The 15,376-nt window shown below is 65.0% G+C and carries 17 protein-coding genes and 1 other RNA gene; 13 read left to right on the plus strand and 5 right to left on the minus strand.

The features are described from left to right. Complete coding sequence (locus AC5Y21_RS03620) at nt 1-417, plus strand: group III truncated hemoglobin (RefSeq protein WP_499909488.1); 417 nt, start codon at nt 1-3, stop codon at nt 415-417. A 5-nt stretch (nt 418-422) separates the two neighbouring features. Here AC5Y21_RS03620 and AC5Y21_RS03625 read toward each other — a convergent pair whose 3' ends face one another. Continuing rightward, entirely contained in the window at nt 423-854 is a 432-nt protein-coding gene (locus tag AC5Y21_RS03625; protein ID WP_499909490.1) for a pyridoxamine 5'-phosphate oxidase family protein, read from the minus strand. 4 nt (nt 855-858) lie between these two features. Then, nucleotides 859-1,830, minus strand: coding sequence for an Acg family FMN-binding oxidoreductase (locus tag AC5Y21_RS03630; protein ID WP_499909587.1), 972 nt, complete (start codon nt 1,828-1,830; stop codon nt 859-861). Between the two features lie 335 nt (nt 1,831-2,165). Between AC5Y21_RS03630 and AC5Y21_RS03635 the strand changes: the two genes are divergently transcribed. Beyond that, nucleotides 2,166-2,366, plus strand: a complete 201-nt coding sequence (locus AC5Y21_RS03635) for a hypothetical protein (protein WP_499909492.1) — start codon at nt 2,166-2,168, stop codon at nt 2,364-2,366. 9 nt (nt 2,367-2,375) lie between these two features. Next, on the plus strand, nt 2,376-3,968 hold the full coding sequence (locus tag AC5Y21_RS03640; protein ID WP_499909494.1) for an FAD-binding oxidoreductase: 1,593 nt from the start codon (nt 2,376-2,378) through the stop codon (nt 3,966-3,968). Between the two features lie 163 nt (nt 3,969-4,131). On the opposite strand, the gene AC5Y21_RS03645 is transcribed toward AC5Y21_RS03640, so the two are convergent. Further along, entirely contained in the window at nt 4,132-5,493 is a 1,362-nt protein-coding gene (locus AC5Y21_RS03645; protein WP_499909496.1) for an FAD-dependent oxidoreductase, read from the minus strand. A gap of 152 nt (nt 5,494-5,645) precedes the next feature. On the opposite strand from AC5Y21_RS03645, the gene prfB reads away from it, so the two are divergent. The 8 genes from prfB to AC5Y21_RS03685 are packed head-to-tail and all read left to right on the plus strand — an operon-like array spanning nt 5,646 to nt 12,056. After that, the gene (prfB, locus tag AC5Y21_RS03650) at nt 5,646-6,764 is read left to right on the plus strand and encodes a peptide chain release factor 2 (RefSeq protein WP_499909498.1); all 1,119 of its coding nucleotides are present in this window, start codon (nt 5,646-5,648) and stop codon (nt 6,762-6,764) included. Then, nucleotides 6,754-7,731, plus strand: coding sequence for a mechanosensitive ion channel family protein (locus AC5Y21_RS03655; RefSeq protein WP_499909500.1), 978 nt, complete (start codon nt 6,754-6,756; stop codon nt 7,729-7,731). Before prfB ends, AC5Y21_RS03655 begins: the two co-directional genes overlap by 11 nt. 2 nt (nt 7,732-7,733) lie before the next feature. Further along, nucleotides 7,734-8,198: an Rv3103c family proline-rich protein gene (locus AC5Y21_RS03660; RefSeq protein ID WP_499909502.1), complete on the plus strand. Its 465-nt coding sequence runs from the start codon at nt 7,734-7,736 to the stop codon at nt 8,196-8,198. Between the two features lie 44 nt (nt 8,199-8,242). Further along, the gene (gene ftsE / locus AC5Y21_RS03665; RefSeq protein WP_499909589.1) at nt 8,243-8,932 is read left to right on the plus strand and encodes a cell division ATP-binding protein FtsE; all 690 of its coding nucleotides are present in this window, start codon (nt 8,243-8,245) and stop codon (nt 8,930-8,932) included. Continuing rightward, nucleotides 8,933-9,832, plus strand: coding sequence for a permease-like cell division protein FtsX (gene ftsX, locus AC5Y21_RS03670; protein WP_499909504.1), 900 nt, complete (start codon nt 8,933-8,935; stop codon nt 9,830-9,832). Nucleotides 9,833-9,836: 4 nt separating this feature from the next. Next, nucleotides 9,837-10,328, plus strand: coding sequence for an SsrA-binding protein SmpB (gene smpB, locus AC5Y21_RS03675; protein ID WP_499909506.1), 492 nt, complete (start codon nt 9,837-9,839; stop codon nt 10,326-10,328). Continuing rightward, nucleotides 10,325-11,170: an EamA family transporter gene (locus tag AC5Y21_RS03680; protein ID WP_499909591.1), complete on the plus strand. Its 846-nt coding sequence runs from the start codon at nt 10,325-10,327 to the stop codon at nt 11,168-11,170. The genes smpB and AC5Y21_RS03680 overlap by 4 nt, the downstream gene beginning before the upstream one ends. Nucleotides 11,171-11,210: 40 nt before the next feature. After that, nucleotides 11,211-12,056, plus strand: a complete 846-nt coding sequence (locus AC5Y21_RS03685; protein ID WP_499909508.1) for a maleylpyruvate isomerase family mycothiol-dependent enzyme — start codon at nt 11,211-11,213, stop codon at nt 12,054-12,056. A gap of 4 nt (nt 12,057-12,060) precedes the next feature. Here the strand turns inward: AC5Y21_RS03685 and AC5Y21_RS03690 are convergent, their stop codons facing one another. Next, a complete protein-coding gene (locus AC5Y21_RS03690) occupies nt 12,061-13,245 on the minus strand; it encodes a PrsW family intramembrane metalloprotease (protein ID WP_499909510.1) in 1,185 nt (394 codons plus the stop codon). Continuing rightward, nucleotides 13,242-13,910 (minus strand): hypothetical protein, encoded by a 669-nt coding sequence (locus tag AC5Y21_RS03695; protein WP_499909512.1) that lies wholly within the window; start codon nt 13,908-13,910, stop codon nt 13,242-13,244. The genes AC5Y21_RS03690 and AC5Y21_RS03695 overlap by 4 nt, the downstream gene beginning before the upstream one ends. Nucleotides 13,911-14,040: 130 nt before the next feature. Here AC5Y21_RS03695 and ssrA point away from each other — a divergent pair. Further along, nucleotides 14,041-14,408: a transfer-messenger RNA gene (gene ssrA / locus AC5Y21_RS03700) on the plus strand. A 147-nt stretch (nt 14,409-14,555) separates the two neighbouring features. Continuing rightward, on the plus strand, nt 14,556-15,326 hold the full coding sequence (locus AC5Y21_RS03705; RefSeq protein ID WP_499909514.1) for an esterase: 771 nt from the start codon (nt 14,556-14,558) through the stop codon (nt 15,324-15,326). Nucleotides 15,327-15,376: the final 50 nt, after the last annotated feature.

The following is a 15,376-nucleotide window of genomic DNA, read 5'->3' on the forward strand; positions in this document are numbered from 1 at the left end:
ATGACTGCACCAGCGAAGGATCTCGTCGACCGCGGGGATGTCGAGGCGCTGCTGTGGCGCTTTTACGGGCGAGTATTCGGTGATGAAGTCCTCGCCGAGCCGTTCGCCGACCTGCGCGCCAAGGGCCTGGGTGCGCATATTCCGACGATGTGCGACTTCTGGGAGACGGTGTTGTTCCGCGCCGGCCGCTACCGGGGCAGCGCGCTAGTCGCCCACCGGGTTGTGCACGACCGGACTACGTTGTCTGGCGAACACTTTGTCCGTTGGCTGACGATCTGGCGCGACACGGTCGACGAGATGTATCGCGGACCGGCTGCCGAGCGCGCCAAAGTCCAGGCCACCAGGATCGCCTGGGCGATGCATCGCCGGCTCACGGGTGTCGATGCGCGCGAACTCGACGCGCTGCTCGCGCGCTGAAGCGCTTAAGAGGCAAAGCTTGCGTTGGGGTCTGGCTCCGGACCGAACTTGAAGTGGCGGCCGGTGATCTCGGACGGAGTTACCCGCACGTAGTGAATCTTGGGCATGGCGGTCCACGGGAACAACTGCGCGCGCTCGGCTTCCTGAATCTCGCTGTCGGTACGCAGCAGCTTTGCCCGCCCCCTGACGATCACACTCCAGCCTTCGGCGGCGTTGTGGTCGTCGGCTTCGAAGAGCACGCTGCTGTTCGCCACGGCGGAAAACAATTTGGTGCCCTCCGCGGTTCGAAACAGCACGGTCCGGTGTTGCACGACATAGTTGACCGGAAAGATCTCGGGCTCACCGGCAAATTGGGTAACCAGTCGGCCCAGCGCGGCGCCGCCCAACCTGCGCCAACTCTCGTCTTCGGACAGGACGTTAACCGGTTCGTCGGCCATGTACTCAACCTTTCTCGGGCGTATAGCGAATCTCTAGCACACTGTCCAATGGCCGCCGCGGTGTCGGGGCGGGAAGATCTTCCATCGGCGGTGTAACGCCCACCCGGATCACGGCCTGTGGTTCGCCGCGTCGGCCGATCAGGCCCCGCACGATATCGCGACTGTCACTCGATTCGATCAGATGGGTCAACGGGCAGGTCGCCATGCCGGCCATGGTGCATTCGAGTAACACCGTCGACAGTGCTTCGCCGCACCGCAGCACGTCGAGCCGGGTGTCCTCAGGCGTGGACAACACAAGGAGTTTCGACTGGTCTGCGACGATCTCGGGGCGACGATCCTGGTGGCCCCGGATCGGGAAATCCCGCCTCACGTCGACCCTGAGCCGTTCGGTGTCCGATGCCAGCGCACTCGGCGGCACGCCTTGTGCCAAAGCGAATGACGAAGTCCACCACTGCAGTTCGGCGTGATAGGACGAATCGTCGCGCCGAAGGGCCGCGCTTAGCTCTGATGCCTCCACCAATCGTGGCCGCTGGTAGTCGTCGAGGACGTCGAGCATCACCTCGCCCTCGTCGACTGCGCTTCGTAGCACAGGTTCGAAGAGTTGCCAGTAGGTGGCGGAGTCGAACGGGAGCCGATCCGTTCGCCGGTGCAGGATCGCCTCGGCACGGTTTCGCTGCGCGGCCGTGACATGGTCCAGTCGGCTGAATTCGACTGTGGCCAAATGCGAAGGGTTATTCGGGTTGGGGAAACGCGTGATAGACGCTCGCCAATGCGCAGCCGTCATCGCGATACGAAAGTGATCGAGTACGGCGCCGCAGCTGAGGATCGCCTCCCGGCCGGAATGGTCTGTGGCCGGGACGGTTTGGTGGTGATCGACGAACAAATCAACAACGTCGTTTTCGACCACCCAATGCCAGGGCTGGCTATTGTGCACCGACGGCGCACGGCAGGCCAGTCGGACTGCGTCCTTGAGCACCTCGATGTCCACAAGATCGACGCTAGAAGGACTTGATGGGGGTCAATAGGGCCATTGGTCATCTCAGCTAGATCACTTGTGACACTGCGGTTTCAGTGTCTTGTGGACGACGCGACTGGATAAACATCAGGCACATCAGCCACCTCTGTCCCTACGAGGCTCGGCCACGTGGTTCCGCAACGTGATATCACCCGCGATATCGCATTGAAGACCGCACCATGGCCCGCTTTCTGGTAGCCGAGTGGCAGGTGGGACGAGATCGCCAGCCTCTACCATGGGCAGCTACCCACAAACAAAAAATGGCGACAGTCGCTTTGTCTGGCATTCTGAGACCTATGGGCAAGGAAATTGATCGAGTTCGGGCGACAAGTGCGCTCGAAGTGATACGACAGCACCCCGGGCTGGTGCTGTTCGCGGCGTCGCCGCTAATCGCGCTGGTGGCCGTCACCTGGATTTTCGCGGGCGCCGGTTGGGGTATCGCCTTGGCCCTGGTGCTGCTGGTCGCCGGCGGGGCATTCGTCGTCGTCAAACACTGACCTGCCGGCATGCGTTCGTGGTGGGGTTGGGGCACAGTCGAGGACGCGCTGTCCGAGCAGGAGACGCGGGCGATGGAGGCACGGGTCGCCGCGTTGTTGCCCGGCCATGACCTGACCGACCACCCTCCCCCGAACCCGGACGAGCTCGGGTTGGCAGCGCCGCGGATCGCCCCGCCGCCGTCGCTGGCCAGCCTGTGCTCGGCCGACGCCGTGGACCGGGCCGGGCATGCGCGCGGCAAGGCGTTTCGTGACGTCGCGCGCAACCTGGAGGGCCGCCTCGACCGCGTTCCCGACCTGATCATCAGGCCGCGCCGCGAACAGGACGTGGTCGACGTGCTGGATTGGTGCACGCGCGAGGGGATTCCCGCGATTCCTTACGGCGGTGGCAGTTCGGTGGTCGGCGGTGTCGAGCCGCGCTTCGACGGGCCGGCGGTCACGGTGGACGTCTCCGTCATGAGCTCAGTGCTGGAGGTGGACCAGGTCAGCCGCGCCGCGCGCATTCAGGCCGGAGCGCTCGGGCCGTGGATCGAGCAACAGCTGCGCCCACATGACCTGACGCTGCGGCACTTTCCGCAGTCCTTCGGTTTCTCCAGCCTCGGTGGGTGGCTGGCCACCCGCGCCGGCGGGCACTTCGCCACGCTGTACACCCATATCGACGACCTGACCGAATCGTTGCGAGTCGTCACTCCGTCCGGAGTCAGCGAATCAAGGCGACTGCCCGGATCCGGTGCGGGGCCGTCTTCGGACCGGTTGTTCCTCGGCTCCGAGGGTGCGCTCGGCATCATCACCGAGGCCTGGATGCGGTTGCAAGACCGGCCCCGCTGGCAAGTCACGGCCTCGGTGTCGTTCGACGACTGGACCGCCGCAGTGGCCGCGACCCGCACGATTGCGCAGGCCGGGCTGTACCCGGCGAACTGCCGGCTACTGGACCCCGCCGAGGCGTTTCTGAACGCGGGCACGACGGTCGGCGGGGGGCTGCTGGTGCTCGCTTTCGAGTCGGCCGACCACCCGATTGACCCGTGGCTGGACCGGGCCATCGAGATCGCGGCCGGCTACCGCGGCACTGTCATCGCGCGGCGGGGCCGCGAAACCTCAAGGGATACAACAGCAGACGATGCGACCGATGCCGCTAAGACCTGGCGCTCGGCATTTCTGCGGATGCCCTACCAACGGGACGCGCTCGCCCGGCGCGGCGTCATCGCTGAGACATTCGAAACCGCCTGCACCTGGTACGGATTCGACGCACTGCACGCCGCGGTGAGCGAAGCCGCCCGCACCGCGATCGAGCGGGTCTGTGGAGCCGGGGTGGTGACATGCCGGTTCACCCACGTCTACCCTGACGGCCCGGCGCCGTACTACGGCATCTATGCCGCGGGACGCTGGGGCTCACTCGAGGCGCAGTGGGACGAAATCAAAGCCGCTGTGTCCGAGGCGATCAGCACAAACGGCGGCACCATCACTCACCACCACGCGGTCGGTCGCGACCACCGGCCATGGTATGACCGGCAGCGCCCGGACCCGTTCGCTGCGGCCCTGCGGGCGGCCAAGTCCGCGCTCGACCCGGCCGGCATCCTCAACCCAGGAGTACTTCTCGATCCGTGAATGGTCGCGGCCCGCTGCGCCCGGCTCCGCCGCGCTTGCGACCGCCGATCAGTAGATTGTCGCGGCCCGCTGCGCCCGGCTCCGCCGCGCTTGCGACCGCCGATCAGTAGATTGTCGCGGCCCGCTGCGCCCGGCTCCGCCGCGCTTGCGACCGCGAAGGTGATCAGCTGTGGCCGATCCGCAGCAGCTCGGCCAGGTTCGGCAGCTTGACCCGCGGACGGCCCTGCGGTTCTCCGGCGGCCCGCTCAAAGCGGTCGATGAGATCCCAATGAGCCGACGTGATCAGTTTCGGCTGGCGTGCGGCCAGCCAGTCAACCAGCTTGTCGGCGTGGTCGTCGGGGAAGTCCGCCAGGCCGTTCGCCCCGGCCAGATCGGCCAGCAACGTATCGACGGTGTCCTGGGAGTCCTTCTTGTTGGTCCCGATCACACCGGTGGGCCCGCGCTTGATCCACCCGACGACGTATTCGTTGCGGCTGCCCTCCACGCGGCCGGCGGTGTTGGGAATGGTCGCGTTCTTGTCGTCGAACGGCAGCCCGGGGGTGGGCACGCCGCGATAGCCCACCGACCGCACGACCAGCTGAACCGGCAGCTCTTCGCGCTCGCCGGTGTCTCTCGCCGAGACCCGCCCGCTGTCGTCGGTGACCAGTTCGTTGCGGCCGAGCACGATGCTTTCCACCTTGCCCTCGCCTTTGATCTCGATCGGAGAGGTTAAGAACCGGAACACCATCCGTCGATTCCCGGGGCGTGGTTCGCGATCCGCGTAGCCGCGTAGCGCGGCAATGTTCTGCTTGCAGACCTTGCCCACCGCGGCCGCGTCTTCGTCGGTAATGCCCTCCAGCTGCGCCGGATCGACCACCACGTCGACGCCTTCGAGGTCCGCGAGCTCGCGCAACTCCAGCGTGGTGAACGCGGTTTGTAGCGGCCCGCGCCGGCCGATGATCACCACTTCTTCCACACCGCGCGGCCGCAGCGATTCCAGCGCGTGATCGGCGATGTCGGTACCCGCCAAGACTTCCGGGTCGGTGATCAGGATGCGCGCCACGTCGAGTGCGACGTTGCCGTTGCCGATCACAACGGCACGGGCGCCCGACAGGTCCGGCGCCATCTGCTCGAAGTTCGGGTGTGCGTTGTACCAGCCCACGAAGTCGACGGCGGCGATGCTGCCGGGCAGATCCTCACCGGGAATGTTCAGCGCGCGATCGGACTGTGCTCCCACGGCATAGACGACGGCGTCGTAGTGATCGGCGAGTTCGGCGGACTCGACGTGCTCGCCGACGACGACGTTGCCGAAGAACCGGAAGCGGGGATCGGTGGCAGTCTTTTCGAACTGTTTGCTGATCGACTTGATCTTGGGATGGTCGGGCGCGACGCCGGAGCGCACCAGGCCCCAGGGCGTCGGCAGCATCTCCAGCATGTCGACGGCGACGTCGATCTCATCGGACGCGTCGGCGGCCTTCAGCAACGATGCCGCAGCAAAGAATCCCGACGGCCCCGATCCAACGATCGCGACGTGATATGGACGCATGAGTCAACCTTCTGTTTGTGTCCGGCTGCGACGCCATGGGGCTGAGCGGGGGCTGGGCGTCGCAGTCGCGCGGTGCACACGATTGCCACTTGATGCTAAACGCTGTGCCGCTGGTCGCGGCGTGAACAGGGGCGCCGGTAACGTGGTCGGCTGTGGAACCCGACCGTCAAGCCGACATCGCCGCCCTCGACTCCACCCTGACCACGGTGGAGCGGGTGCTTGACGTGGACGGTCTGCGCGCGCGCATCGAGAAGCTTGAAGTGGAGGCTTCCGATCCCAAATTGTGGGACGACCAGGCTCGGGCGCAAAAGGTGACGAGTGAGTTATCCCACACCCAGGGTGAGCTGCGCCGGATCGAGGAGTTGCGGCAACGTCTTGACGACCTGCCGGTGCTCTACGAGCTCGCAGCAGAGGAGGGTGAAGGCCCGTCCGGTGCGCAGGCGCTGGCCGAGGCCGACGCTGAGCTCAAGGCGCTGCACGCCGAGATCGAAGCCGCCGAGGTGCGCACCCTGCTCTCGGGTGAGTACGACGAACGTGAGGCGCTGATCAATATCCGTTCGGGTGCCGGCGGCGTGGACGCCGCCGACTGGGCCGAGATGTTGATGCGCATGTATATCCGCTGGGCCGAACAACACAAGTACCCGGTCGAGGTGTTCGACACCTCCTATGCGGAAGAAGCCGGCATCAAAAGCGCCACCTTCGCCGTGCATGCGCCGTTCGCCTACGGCAACTTGTCGGTCGAACAGGGCACCCACCGGTTGGTCCGGATCAGCCCGTTCGACAACCAGAGCCGGCGGCAGACGTCGTTCGCCGAAGTCGAGGTGCTGCCGGTGGTGGAAACCACCGATCACATCGACATACCGGAAGGCGATGTGCGGGTGGACGTGTACCGCTCCAGCGGGCCGGGTGGTCAGTCGGTGAACACCACCGACTCCGCGGTGCGGTTGACCCATATCCCAACGGGTATCGTCGTGACTTGTCAGAACGAAAAGTCGCAACTGCAGAACAAGGTTTCCGCAATGCGAGTGCTTCAAGCAAAACTGTTGGAGCGCAAGCGTTTAGAAGAACGTGCCGAGCTGGACGCGTTGAAAGGAGAAGGCGGCAGCTCCTGGGGCAACCAGATGCGCTCCTACGTATTGCATCCCTACCAGATGGTCAAGGATCTGCGAACCGAATACGAGGTGGGCAATCCGGCCGCCGTCCTGGACGGAGACATCGACGGATTCCTGGAAGCGGGAATCCGGTGGCGCAATCGAAAAGATGACGACTAACACCACTGTGCTTGCTGTATCGGCGACGGCTCGCTGGCACGACTTCTGGCGCAGCGACATCGGCGAGTGGATCATCAATCGGGGACTGCGGATCGTCATGCTGCTCATTGCGGCGGTGCTGGCGGCTCGTTTCGTCACGTGGGTGGCTCAGCAGGTGACCCGGCAGCTTGACGTCGGTTTCACCGAGAGCGACGCGCTGGTGCGCTCCGAGGCGACCAAGCACCGCCAGGCGGTCGCGTCGGTGATCCAGTGGGTGTCGGTGGTGATCATCGGCATCTGGGCGCTCATGCAGATCAGCGACGTGCTGAATTTTTCCGTTCACGGTCTGGTCGCGCCGGCCACCGTGCTGGGTGCGGCGCTGGGTTTCGGTGCTCAGCAGCTGGTCAGAGACCTGCTGTCCGGCTTTTTCATTATCGTCGAGAAGCAGTATGGCTTCGGCGACCTGGTCACCCTCACCATCGTTTCCGCAACGGAAGCCAGCGGCACCGTCGAGAACGTGACGTTGCGGGTTACCCGGCTGCGTTCACCGAACGGCGAGGTGTTGACCATTCCGAATGGCCAGATCGTCAAGGCGGTGAACCTGTCCAAGGATTGGGCGCGCGCGGTGGTGGACATTCCGGTGTCGACCAGTTCCGACCTCAACCAGGTCAACGAGGTCCTGCACCAGGAATGTGAGCGTGCTTTGGATAACCCGGTGTTGGGTGAGCTGCTGCTGGACGAGCCCACCGTGATGGGCGTGGAAAGTATCGAAGTCGACACCGTCACTCTGCGTCTGGTGGCTCGCACGTTGCCCGGCAAGCAGTTCGAGGCCGGCCGCCAGCTGCGCGTCCTGGTCATCAGGGCACTCGCCCGCGTCGGCATCGTGACCGCGGCCGACGCGACCGTGGGCCTCGTTGAGGATCCCGCGGTGCCCGCCGCCGAGGCCGCCGAGGCTACCGACGAGAAGACGTCGGGTCCGGTGCGCTAGTGGTGAAGTTCACGTTCAAGATCCTGGAGAAGAACAGCGACGACGAGTCGGATCGGCACTGGCCTGGCTACATGTTCGGCGGCCGGATCCGCACTTCAACCCTGGCGTTGATCGTCGCGTTCCTGGCGGTGTGGTGGGTGTACAGCACCTACCGCTCTGAAAATCCTGACAAACCGCCCGGTAAGAACCAGACCACGCAAACGGTGTTTGTTCCGGTTCCGCAGCCGTCGGCGCCGCCTCGCACCGTCACTTACACACCGACACCGACCACCACGGAGACACCGACACCGAGCCCGACGACTACCACGCCGACCACCTCGTCACCGTTCCAATTGCCTTGCCTGTTGCCGCAGCTTTGTCCCTCGAGCACGACGCCCACCACGACCCCATTACCGACCACATCGCCCTCGCAGCTACCTCAGCCCGGCCCCGGTCCGACGCCCACCACGGCGCCGCCGGCCAGCTGACCGTCGCGACTCAGCGAAAATCACCGCTACACTGGCGAGCCGTGATGATCACGCTGGACCATGTCAGCAAGCAGTACAAATCCTCGGCGCGTCCGGCGCTGGATGATGTCAACGTCAAGATCGACAAGGGTGAGTTCGTCTTCCTGATCGGCCCGTCGGGCTCGGGCAAGTCGACGTTCATGCGGCTCCTGCTGGCCGCGGAGGTACCCACGACCGGCGATGTGCGGGTGTCGAAGTTTCATGTGAACAAGCTGCGCGGCCGGCACATACCGAAGCTGCGTCAGGTGATCGGCTGCGTGTTCCAGGACTTCCGGTTGCTGCAGCAAAAGACGGTGTTCGACAACGTCGCCTTCGCGCTTGAGGTGATCGGCAAACGCGCCGACACGATCAACCGGGTGGTGCCCGACGTGCTGGAGACGGTCGGCCTGTCCGGCAAAGCGAACCGGTTGCCGGACGAGCTGTCGGGTGGCGAGCAACAGCGGGTTGCGATCGCACGGGCATTCGTCAACCGTCCGCTGGTGCTGTTGGCCGACGAACCCACCGGCAACCTCGACCCGGATACCAGCAAGGACATCATGGACTTGCTGGAGCGGATCAATCGCACCGGAACGACGGTGGTGATGGCCACCCACGACCACCACATCGTCGACTCGATGCGGCAGCGTGTGGTCGAACTCTCACTGGGCAGGCTGATTCGTGACGAACAGCGTGGCGTATACGGAATGGATCGTTAAGTGCGCTTCGGCTTCCTGCTCAACGAGGTTCTGACCGGCCTTCGTCGCAACGTCACCATGACCGTCGCGATGATTCTGACCACCGCGATCTCGGTCGGCTTGGTCGGTGGCGGCCTGCTGGTCGTCCGGCTGGCGGATCAATCGCGGCAGATCTACCTTGATCGGGTCGAGTCGCAGGTGTTCCTCAGCGAAGACATCTCTGCCAACGACCCGGACTGCAGCAGCGACCCGTGCAAGGCGGTGCGCGAAAAGATCGAAGCCCGCAAAAACGACGTCAAGTCCGTGCGTTTCATCAACCAGCAGCAGACCTACGAAGACGCCATGCGCAAAATGCCGGCGTACAAAGAAGTGGCTACCAAAGATGCGTTCCCGGCCTCGTTCATCGTCAAGCTGTATAACCCCGAGCAGCACGCGGATTTCGATGACGCCTTGCGTGGCCAACCCGGAGTTCGCAGCATCCTCAACCAGAAAGACCTGATCGATCGGTTGTTCGCCATCCTGAACGGCCTGAGCAATGTCGCGTTCGCCGTCGCTCTGGTCCAGGCCATCGGGGCCATCTTGTTGATAGCCAACATGGTCCAGGTCGCGGCCTACACCCGGCGAACGGAGATCGGGATCATGCGCCTGGTGGGTGCCAGCCGCTGGTACACCCAGTTGCCCTTCCTGGTGGAGGCGGTGCTGGCGGCCCTTCTCGGCGTGGGTATCGCCATCCTCGGGCTGGTCGTGGTGCGGGCGTGGTTCCTGGACAGCGCGCTGAGCCAGTTCTATCAAGCCGGTCTGATCGCGAAGGTCGACTACGCCGACATCTTCTACTACGTCGCTCCGTGGCTCCTACTCCTGGGCGTGGCGATGTCCGGGCTCACGGCGTATGTGACATTGCGCATATACCTGCGGCGGTAAGGCCGTGGCCAAGACCCCGTCCGGCAAGCGCGATGGCAAACAGATCATTGCCACCAATCGCAAGGCCCGGCACAACTACGCGATCGTCGAGCTATTCGAGGCCGGGGTGGCGTTGCAGGGCACCGAGGTGAAGAGCCTGCGGGAGGGGCAGGCTTCGCTGGCCGACGCGTTCGCGACGGTCGACGACGGCGAAGTTTGGCTGCGCAACCTGCACATTCCGGAGTATCAGCACGGTAGCTGGACCAACCACGATCCCCGTCGTAGCCGCAAATTGCTGTTGCACCGACGCCAGATCGACACCCTGATCGGCAAGATTCGCGATGGTAACCTCGCGCTGGTGCCTTTGTCTCTGTATTTCTCGGAAGGGAAAGTCAAAGTCGAGCTCGCGCTGGCGCGCGGCAAGCGAGCGTACGACAAACGCCAGGACATGGCACGCCGCGACGCCCAGCGCGAGGTGGTCCGGGAAATGGGTCGCCGAGCCAAGGGCATGAACTGATAGGCGCCGCATACGCGCAGCTGTCGGCCGTGACTTACGGCGTCAGCGATTTCGTGGGCGGTGTGGCCTCCCGCCGCGTCGCCGCGCTGCGCGTGATGCTGGCGGCTTACCCGCTCGAGATGGTGCTGCTGGGCGCAATGGCCATCTTCGCCGGCGGGCCGATTCAGTCCGGCGCGGTCTTCTGGGGTTGCCTGTACGGCGTCAGCCAGGCGTTCGGCATGTGGGCGTTCTTCGCGGCGCTGGGTACCGGCCCGATCTCGGTGGTCTCCCCGCTGGCGGCAGTGCTCAATGGGGCAGTCCCCGTCGCGGTCGGCGTCGCACTCGGTGAGCGTCCTGGGCCGGCGGCGTCGGTGGGCGTCGTGCTGGCGATCGTCGCGGTGCTGCTCGTCAGCCGTGAGGCGTCCGAAAGCGCCGACACGCCGTATAGGTTCACCACGAAAGTGGCTTTGCTGACGATCGTGGCGGGCGCGGCGTTCGGGCTGGACTTGGTGTTCCTGCATCAGGCCCCGCACGCGTGCCGGCTCTGGCCGCTGGTGTTTGCCCGGATGTCGGCCACGGTGGTGGTGATCGCGATGGCCGCGATGAGCCGTAACCTGCGACTGCCGCGCGGGAAGCCGTTGAAGCTGGCGTTGGCCGCCGCGCTGCTGGACATCGTCGCCAACGTGACGATGCTGCTTGCGCTGCACACCTGGCTGCTCTCGTTGGCCAGCATCCTCATCTCGCTGTATCCCGCGGCGACCGTCGTGCTGGCGATGGTGGTGCTACGCGAGCGGGTGACCCGCTGGCAGGGGTTCGGCATGCTGCTGGCCATGGGATCGGTGGCGTTGATCGCCGCAGGCTAAAGGCTGTGACGCGGGGATGCCGGAGGCCTACTATCCGACCATGGCCGACCGACCCCTCACCAAACTTGACAAGTCCGACGTGCTGTCTGGCCTCTTCACCGTTTGGGACGACATCGATGCGCTGCTGAACGGCCTGCCAGAGCCGGACTGGCAGGTGCCGAGCGCGTTACCCGCCTGGGACGTGAAGGCGGTGGTGTCCCACATCATCGGGACAGAGTCGTTTCTGACCGGTATCGCCCCGCCCCAACCAGACGTGGATGTCAAGTCGCTGGAGCACGTGCGCAACGACATCGGAGCGATGAACGAGTGCTGGGTGCGCCATCTCAGCGGCGAGTCGGGCGCCGACGTGCTGGAGCGGTTCCGCTCGGTGGCCAAGCGCCGCCGCAACGCTCTTCGGGCGATGTCCGACGACGACTGGAACGCGCCGACGATGACGCCGGCGGGCCCGGAAAGCTACGGGCGGTTCATGCGGATCCGGGTCTTCGACTGCTGGATGCATGAGCAAGACATCCGGGTGGGTTTGCAGCGGCCGTCATCCGATGCCGAGCTCGAAGGACCCGCGTCACGGCTGTCCCTCGACGAGATCGCGGGCACCATGGGCTTCGTCGTTGGCAAACTCGCCAAAGCTCCCGAGAGCTCCCGTGTCCTGTTCGACCTGACCGGTCCGCTGGCGCGCAGTATTCGCGTCAGCGTCGATGGCCGTGCCCAGGTGGTCGAAGACTTCGGCGGGCAGGACCCGACGGCGACCATCCGGCTCGATGCGCTGCAATTCACCCGGCTCGCGGGCGGCCGCCCGATGTGCCCGGCCCGCAGCCAGGACGTCGAACTCGGGGGCGATCAGGACGTCGCCGCCCAGATCGTCGAGCGGCTGAACTTCGTGATCTGAGCTCTCAGCGCGGGGGAGGCGGGATTCCGGCCCGGATTCTGCCGACTTCGATCCGGGCAAACCGCACCCGGTCCGTTTCCGCGCCGCGCGCGGCCGCGAGTTCGTCGGCGAGGCTGTACACGGCGTTGAGGACGTAGCGGGCCTGCCTGCGTTCCCGACGGCTGCGGCCGGTCTTGCGGAAAGCCTTGCGGGCCTTGCGGTTACCAGCCACCGCGTCGAGTTCGGCGACGGTGATCATGTTGCGGGCCGCTTCCGGCGCCATGACGGCGCGTACGAATTCCCGTTCCCGCTTCGCTGTCAACCGGTAAACGCCCACGCCGATGACGAGCGCTACGACGACCACCGCGACGAGCAGTCCTATCAGCAGCAGCGCGTGCGCGCCCGCAACGGTGGCCACCGAGTCCCACGCCCCGTGCAACAGCATCGGCGTCACGATCAGCAACAGACCCCGCCCGACCTTGCGGGGTTCGGCGGGCCGGCCGAGGAGATAGACCACACCAGCGCAGAAGACCGCGCTGTAGAGGATGTGCGCGGCAACCCCGCTGACCATTCGGATCACGATGGTGCCGATGGACGCCCCGATTTGATTGGCACCGAACTGGGTGCCCGCAGACGTCATCGCATAGAGGATGTCCTCGATGATCTGGAATCCCAGACCGATGAACGCGCCCAGGATGAGCCCGTCGAATGCGGTGCGCACCTGCCGTGGCGCCAGCGCGATGAGCAGCAGTAGCCCCGCTCCCTTGGCCCATTCCTCGGTGAACGGGGCTACCAGTCCAGCGCCCCAGTTCAGCGCCCAGACCTGGCCGAAGACCTTCGCATAGAGCGCCAGGATCGCGCTGTTGGCATTGGCCGCCATTGTCCCGGTGGCTGCGAAGCCGCCCCAGAGAAACGCGGCGACCATGAGCTTGACGGGCAGCTTTGCGTAATGGTCGATGTGTTGGGTGAACCACCAGAACAGCGCCGCGTAGATGCCGAAGGACGTCACCGCCAAACCGATGGCCGGGCCGTAGGCGTCGAACTGGCTGGCCAGGATGGCGAAGAAGGTCAAGACACCGATGCCGACCAGGATCAGATATCCCCAGAAGGCGAGGTTGCGTGGCTGGTAGAAGCTGAACCGCCGACCCCAGCCGGAGAGGTCGAGTGCGTCGTCGCGGTCGCGATCGAGGTCGTCGAGCGTCGTCGTCACCGCTTCGGCTCCCCGGGGCCGCTGATACTGCGGATCATCCGGATTACCCCGGCTGCCTCCTCCGCGCCGATGTCCGTCGGTCCAGTGGCCACGGCTTCCACTCCGCGACCATCGAAGACGAAGGCGACGAGGACGCCACCGGCGTGTGGTCCGGTGACGCGCGCTACCGCACCCTGGCGACCGTGATCGGTAACGATGGTCTTCTGGGCGGAGGTTACGCGGACGCCGCGACCACGGTTGAGCGCCTCGGAGGTCGCTTCGATCTGGTCGAGCAGTTTGTGCGCGTCCCCGTCGAACGGTCCCGTGTGAACCCGGAATCGCAGCGCTCCGTGTTCGACGACCGCGGTCGCAGGGTACGCGCCGGACAATGGCGCATCCCCGGCGCGGATGCCGGACGTGATACCCCAGCCGGCCTCCGGCACGAACGTCACGTCGCCTTCGAGCTGGATCACGTCGCCCGCTCGGACAATGTCGTGATAGGGCACCGCCGCGTTGACGAGAGGCAACACCGCCGACATCACGATGGCCAGCGCGAACACCGCCAGCGTCGGCGCGATGGTGCGGCGGTCCAAGCCGAAGAACCGCACGTCAGGCGGCACCCAGCCGTCGGGTTCCAGCCGCGACGCTTCGCTCGCGGGGTGAATCGCGCCTTCGGAATCCGGCATGCTGACCAATCCTCCTGCCCGCTGCGGCTGGCGTCGAGCTTTCGTGATCTGATCGGGAAATTTATTGCGTTGCCGCTTGTTGGTAACGGCGTACCATGAATTGTCCTGCCGAAAATCGGCGGGGATGCACGGGGCTGAACGGTTTCGACTTCGCGCATCGAATCAAGGGAAGCGTGCCGGTGCAGGCAAGAGACCACCGTAAGCGTCGTTGCAACCATATAAGCGCCGATTCACATCAGCGCGACTACGCTCTCGCTGCCTAAGCGACAGCTAGTCTGTCGGACCGGGAACGCCCTCGACCCGGACCCCGGCATCAGCTAGAGGGATCCACCGATGAGTTCGGTCGCGGGACTCATCGGGACAATCACAGCGACTGGGATCGTCATCCTGGCTAGTTCGTGGGACCAGGAGATCCGAGCAGAGGCATAGCGAACTGCGCACGGAGAAGCCTTGAGGGAATGCCGTAGGACCCGGGTTCGATTCCCGGCAGCTCCACCATATTTCCGCAGTTTAGAGCATGTTTTGAAGCAGTCGCACGAGTTGGATTGATGTCCGGGTATCTCCGCCTGGCGCGCTTCACAGGAACGATGCACGCTAATCTCGCGTGCGCGGCGCCGTGCCGCAGTCGCTCGGAGGGATTTGGACATGCGAATCGTCAAAGTGGCCGTGCTCGTTGCGGCAGCCGCCATCGTCGGCTCAATCGGTGTCGCGGTGGCCGCACCGAAGGATTACTGCGCCGACCTCAAGGGTGGCAATACCGGTAAGACGTGTGAGATCCAGCTCTCCGATCCCGCGTACCGGGTCGACATCAGCATTCCGCTGGATTATCCCGACCAGAAGTCGGTCGCGGACTACATCTCCCAAACGCGCGACGGGTTCCTCAACGTCGCCAAGTCGGGCGCGCCCCGTGGTACACCGTATGAGCTGACCATAAAGCCGACGGAATACAACTCGGCGATTCCCCCGCGCGGCACGCAGGCCGTGGTGTTCAAGGTCTTCCAAAACGTCGGCGGCGCGCATCCGCAGACGACGTTCAAGGCGTTCAACTGGGACCAGACCTATCGCAAAGCCATCACCTATACGGCCGCGTCGGACGACAAAGAACATACGCCGTTGTGGCGGGTGGATGATCCCCTGAAGACGGTCGCGCCGATCGTGCAGGCCGAGCTGCAGAAGCAACTGGCCCCGCAGCCGCCGCCTGCACAACCGGGACAGCCGGCTGCTGCCACGCCGACTCCCGCGGCGTCATTGCCGATCGCACAACCGGCGCTGAACAACCCAGCCAACTACCAGAATTTCGCGGTAGTCAACGACGGAGTGATCTTCTTCTTCGACCAAGGAGTGCTGCTGCCCGACTCATTCGGGGCGTTGCAGGTCCTGGTTCCCCGGTCGGCAATCGACCCAATGCTCGCGTAAAAGTCCCACACCTAAGCGGGTAAAACCGAAGACCACCTCCGCCGCTTCGC

It is taken from the genome of Mycobacterium sp. NGS41 (genome assembly GCF_059812725.1).

Excerpts from the sequence above, each read along its gene's own strand:
- AC5Y21_RS03705 (WP_499909514.1), top strand. The coding sequence starts at position 14,556 with ATGCGAATCGTCAAAGTGGCCGTGCTCGTTGCGGCAGCCGCCATCGTC.
- AC5Y21_RS03640 (WP_499909494.1), top strand. The coding sequence starts at position 2,376 with ATGCGTTCGTGGTGGGGTTGGGGCACAGTCGAGGACGCGCTGTCCGAG.
- AC5Y21_RS03625 (WP_499909490.1), bottom strand. The coding sequence starts at position 854 with ATGGCCGACGAACCGGTTAACGTCCTGTCCGAAGACGAGAGTTGGCGC.
- AC5Y21_RS03635 (WP_499909492.1), top strand. The coding sequence starts at position 2,166 with ATGGGCAAGGAAATTGATCGAGTTCGGGCGACAAGTGCGCTCGAAGTG.
- AC5Y21_RS03620 (WP_499909488.1), top strand. The coding sequence starts at position 1 with ATGACTGCACCAGCGAAGGATCTCGTCGACCGCGGGGATGTCGAGGCG.
- AC5Y21_RS03685 (WP_499909508.1), top strand. The coding sequence starts at position 11,211 with ATGGCCGACCGACCCCTCACCAAACTTGACAAGTCCGACGTGCTGTCT.
- AC5Y21_RS03695 (WP_499909512.1), bottom strand. The coding sequence starts at position 13,910 with ATGCCGGATTCCGAAGGCGCGATTCACCCCGCGAGCGAAGCGTCGCGG.
- ftsE (WP_499909589.1), top strand. The coding sequence starts at position 8,243 with ATGATCACGCTGGACCATGTCAGCAAGCAGTACAAATCCTCGGCGCGT.
- AC5Y21_RS03655 (WP_499909500.1), top strand. The coding sequence starts at position 6,754 with ATGACGACTAACACCACTGTGCTTGCTGTATCGGCGACGGCTCGCTGG.
- AC5Y21_RS03645 (WP_499909496.1), bottom strand. The coding sequence starts at position 5,493 with ATGCGTCCATATCACGTCGCGATCGTTGGATCGGGGCCGTCGGGATTC.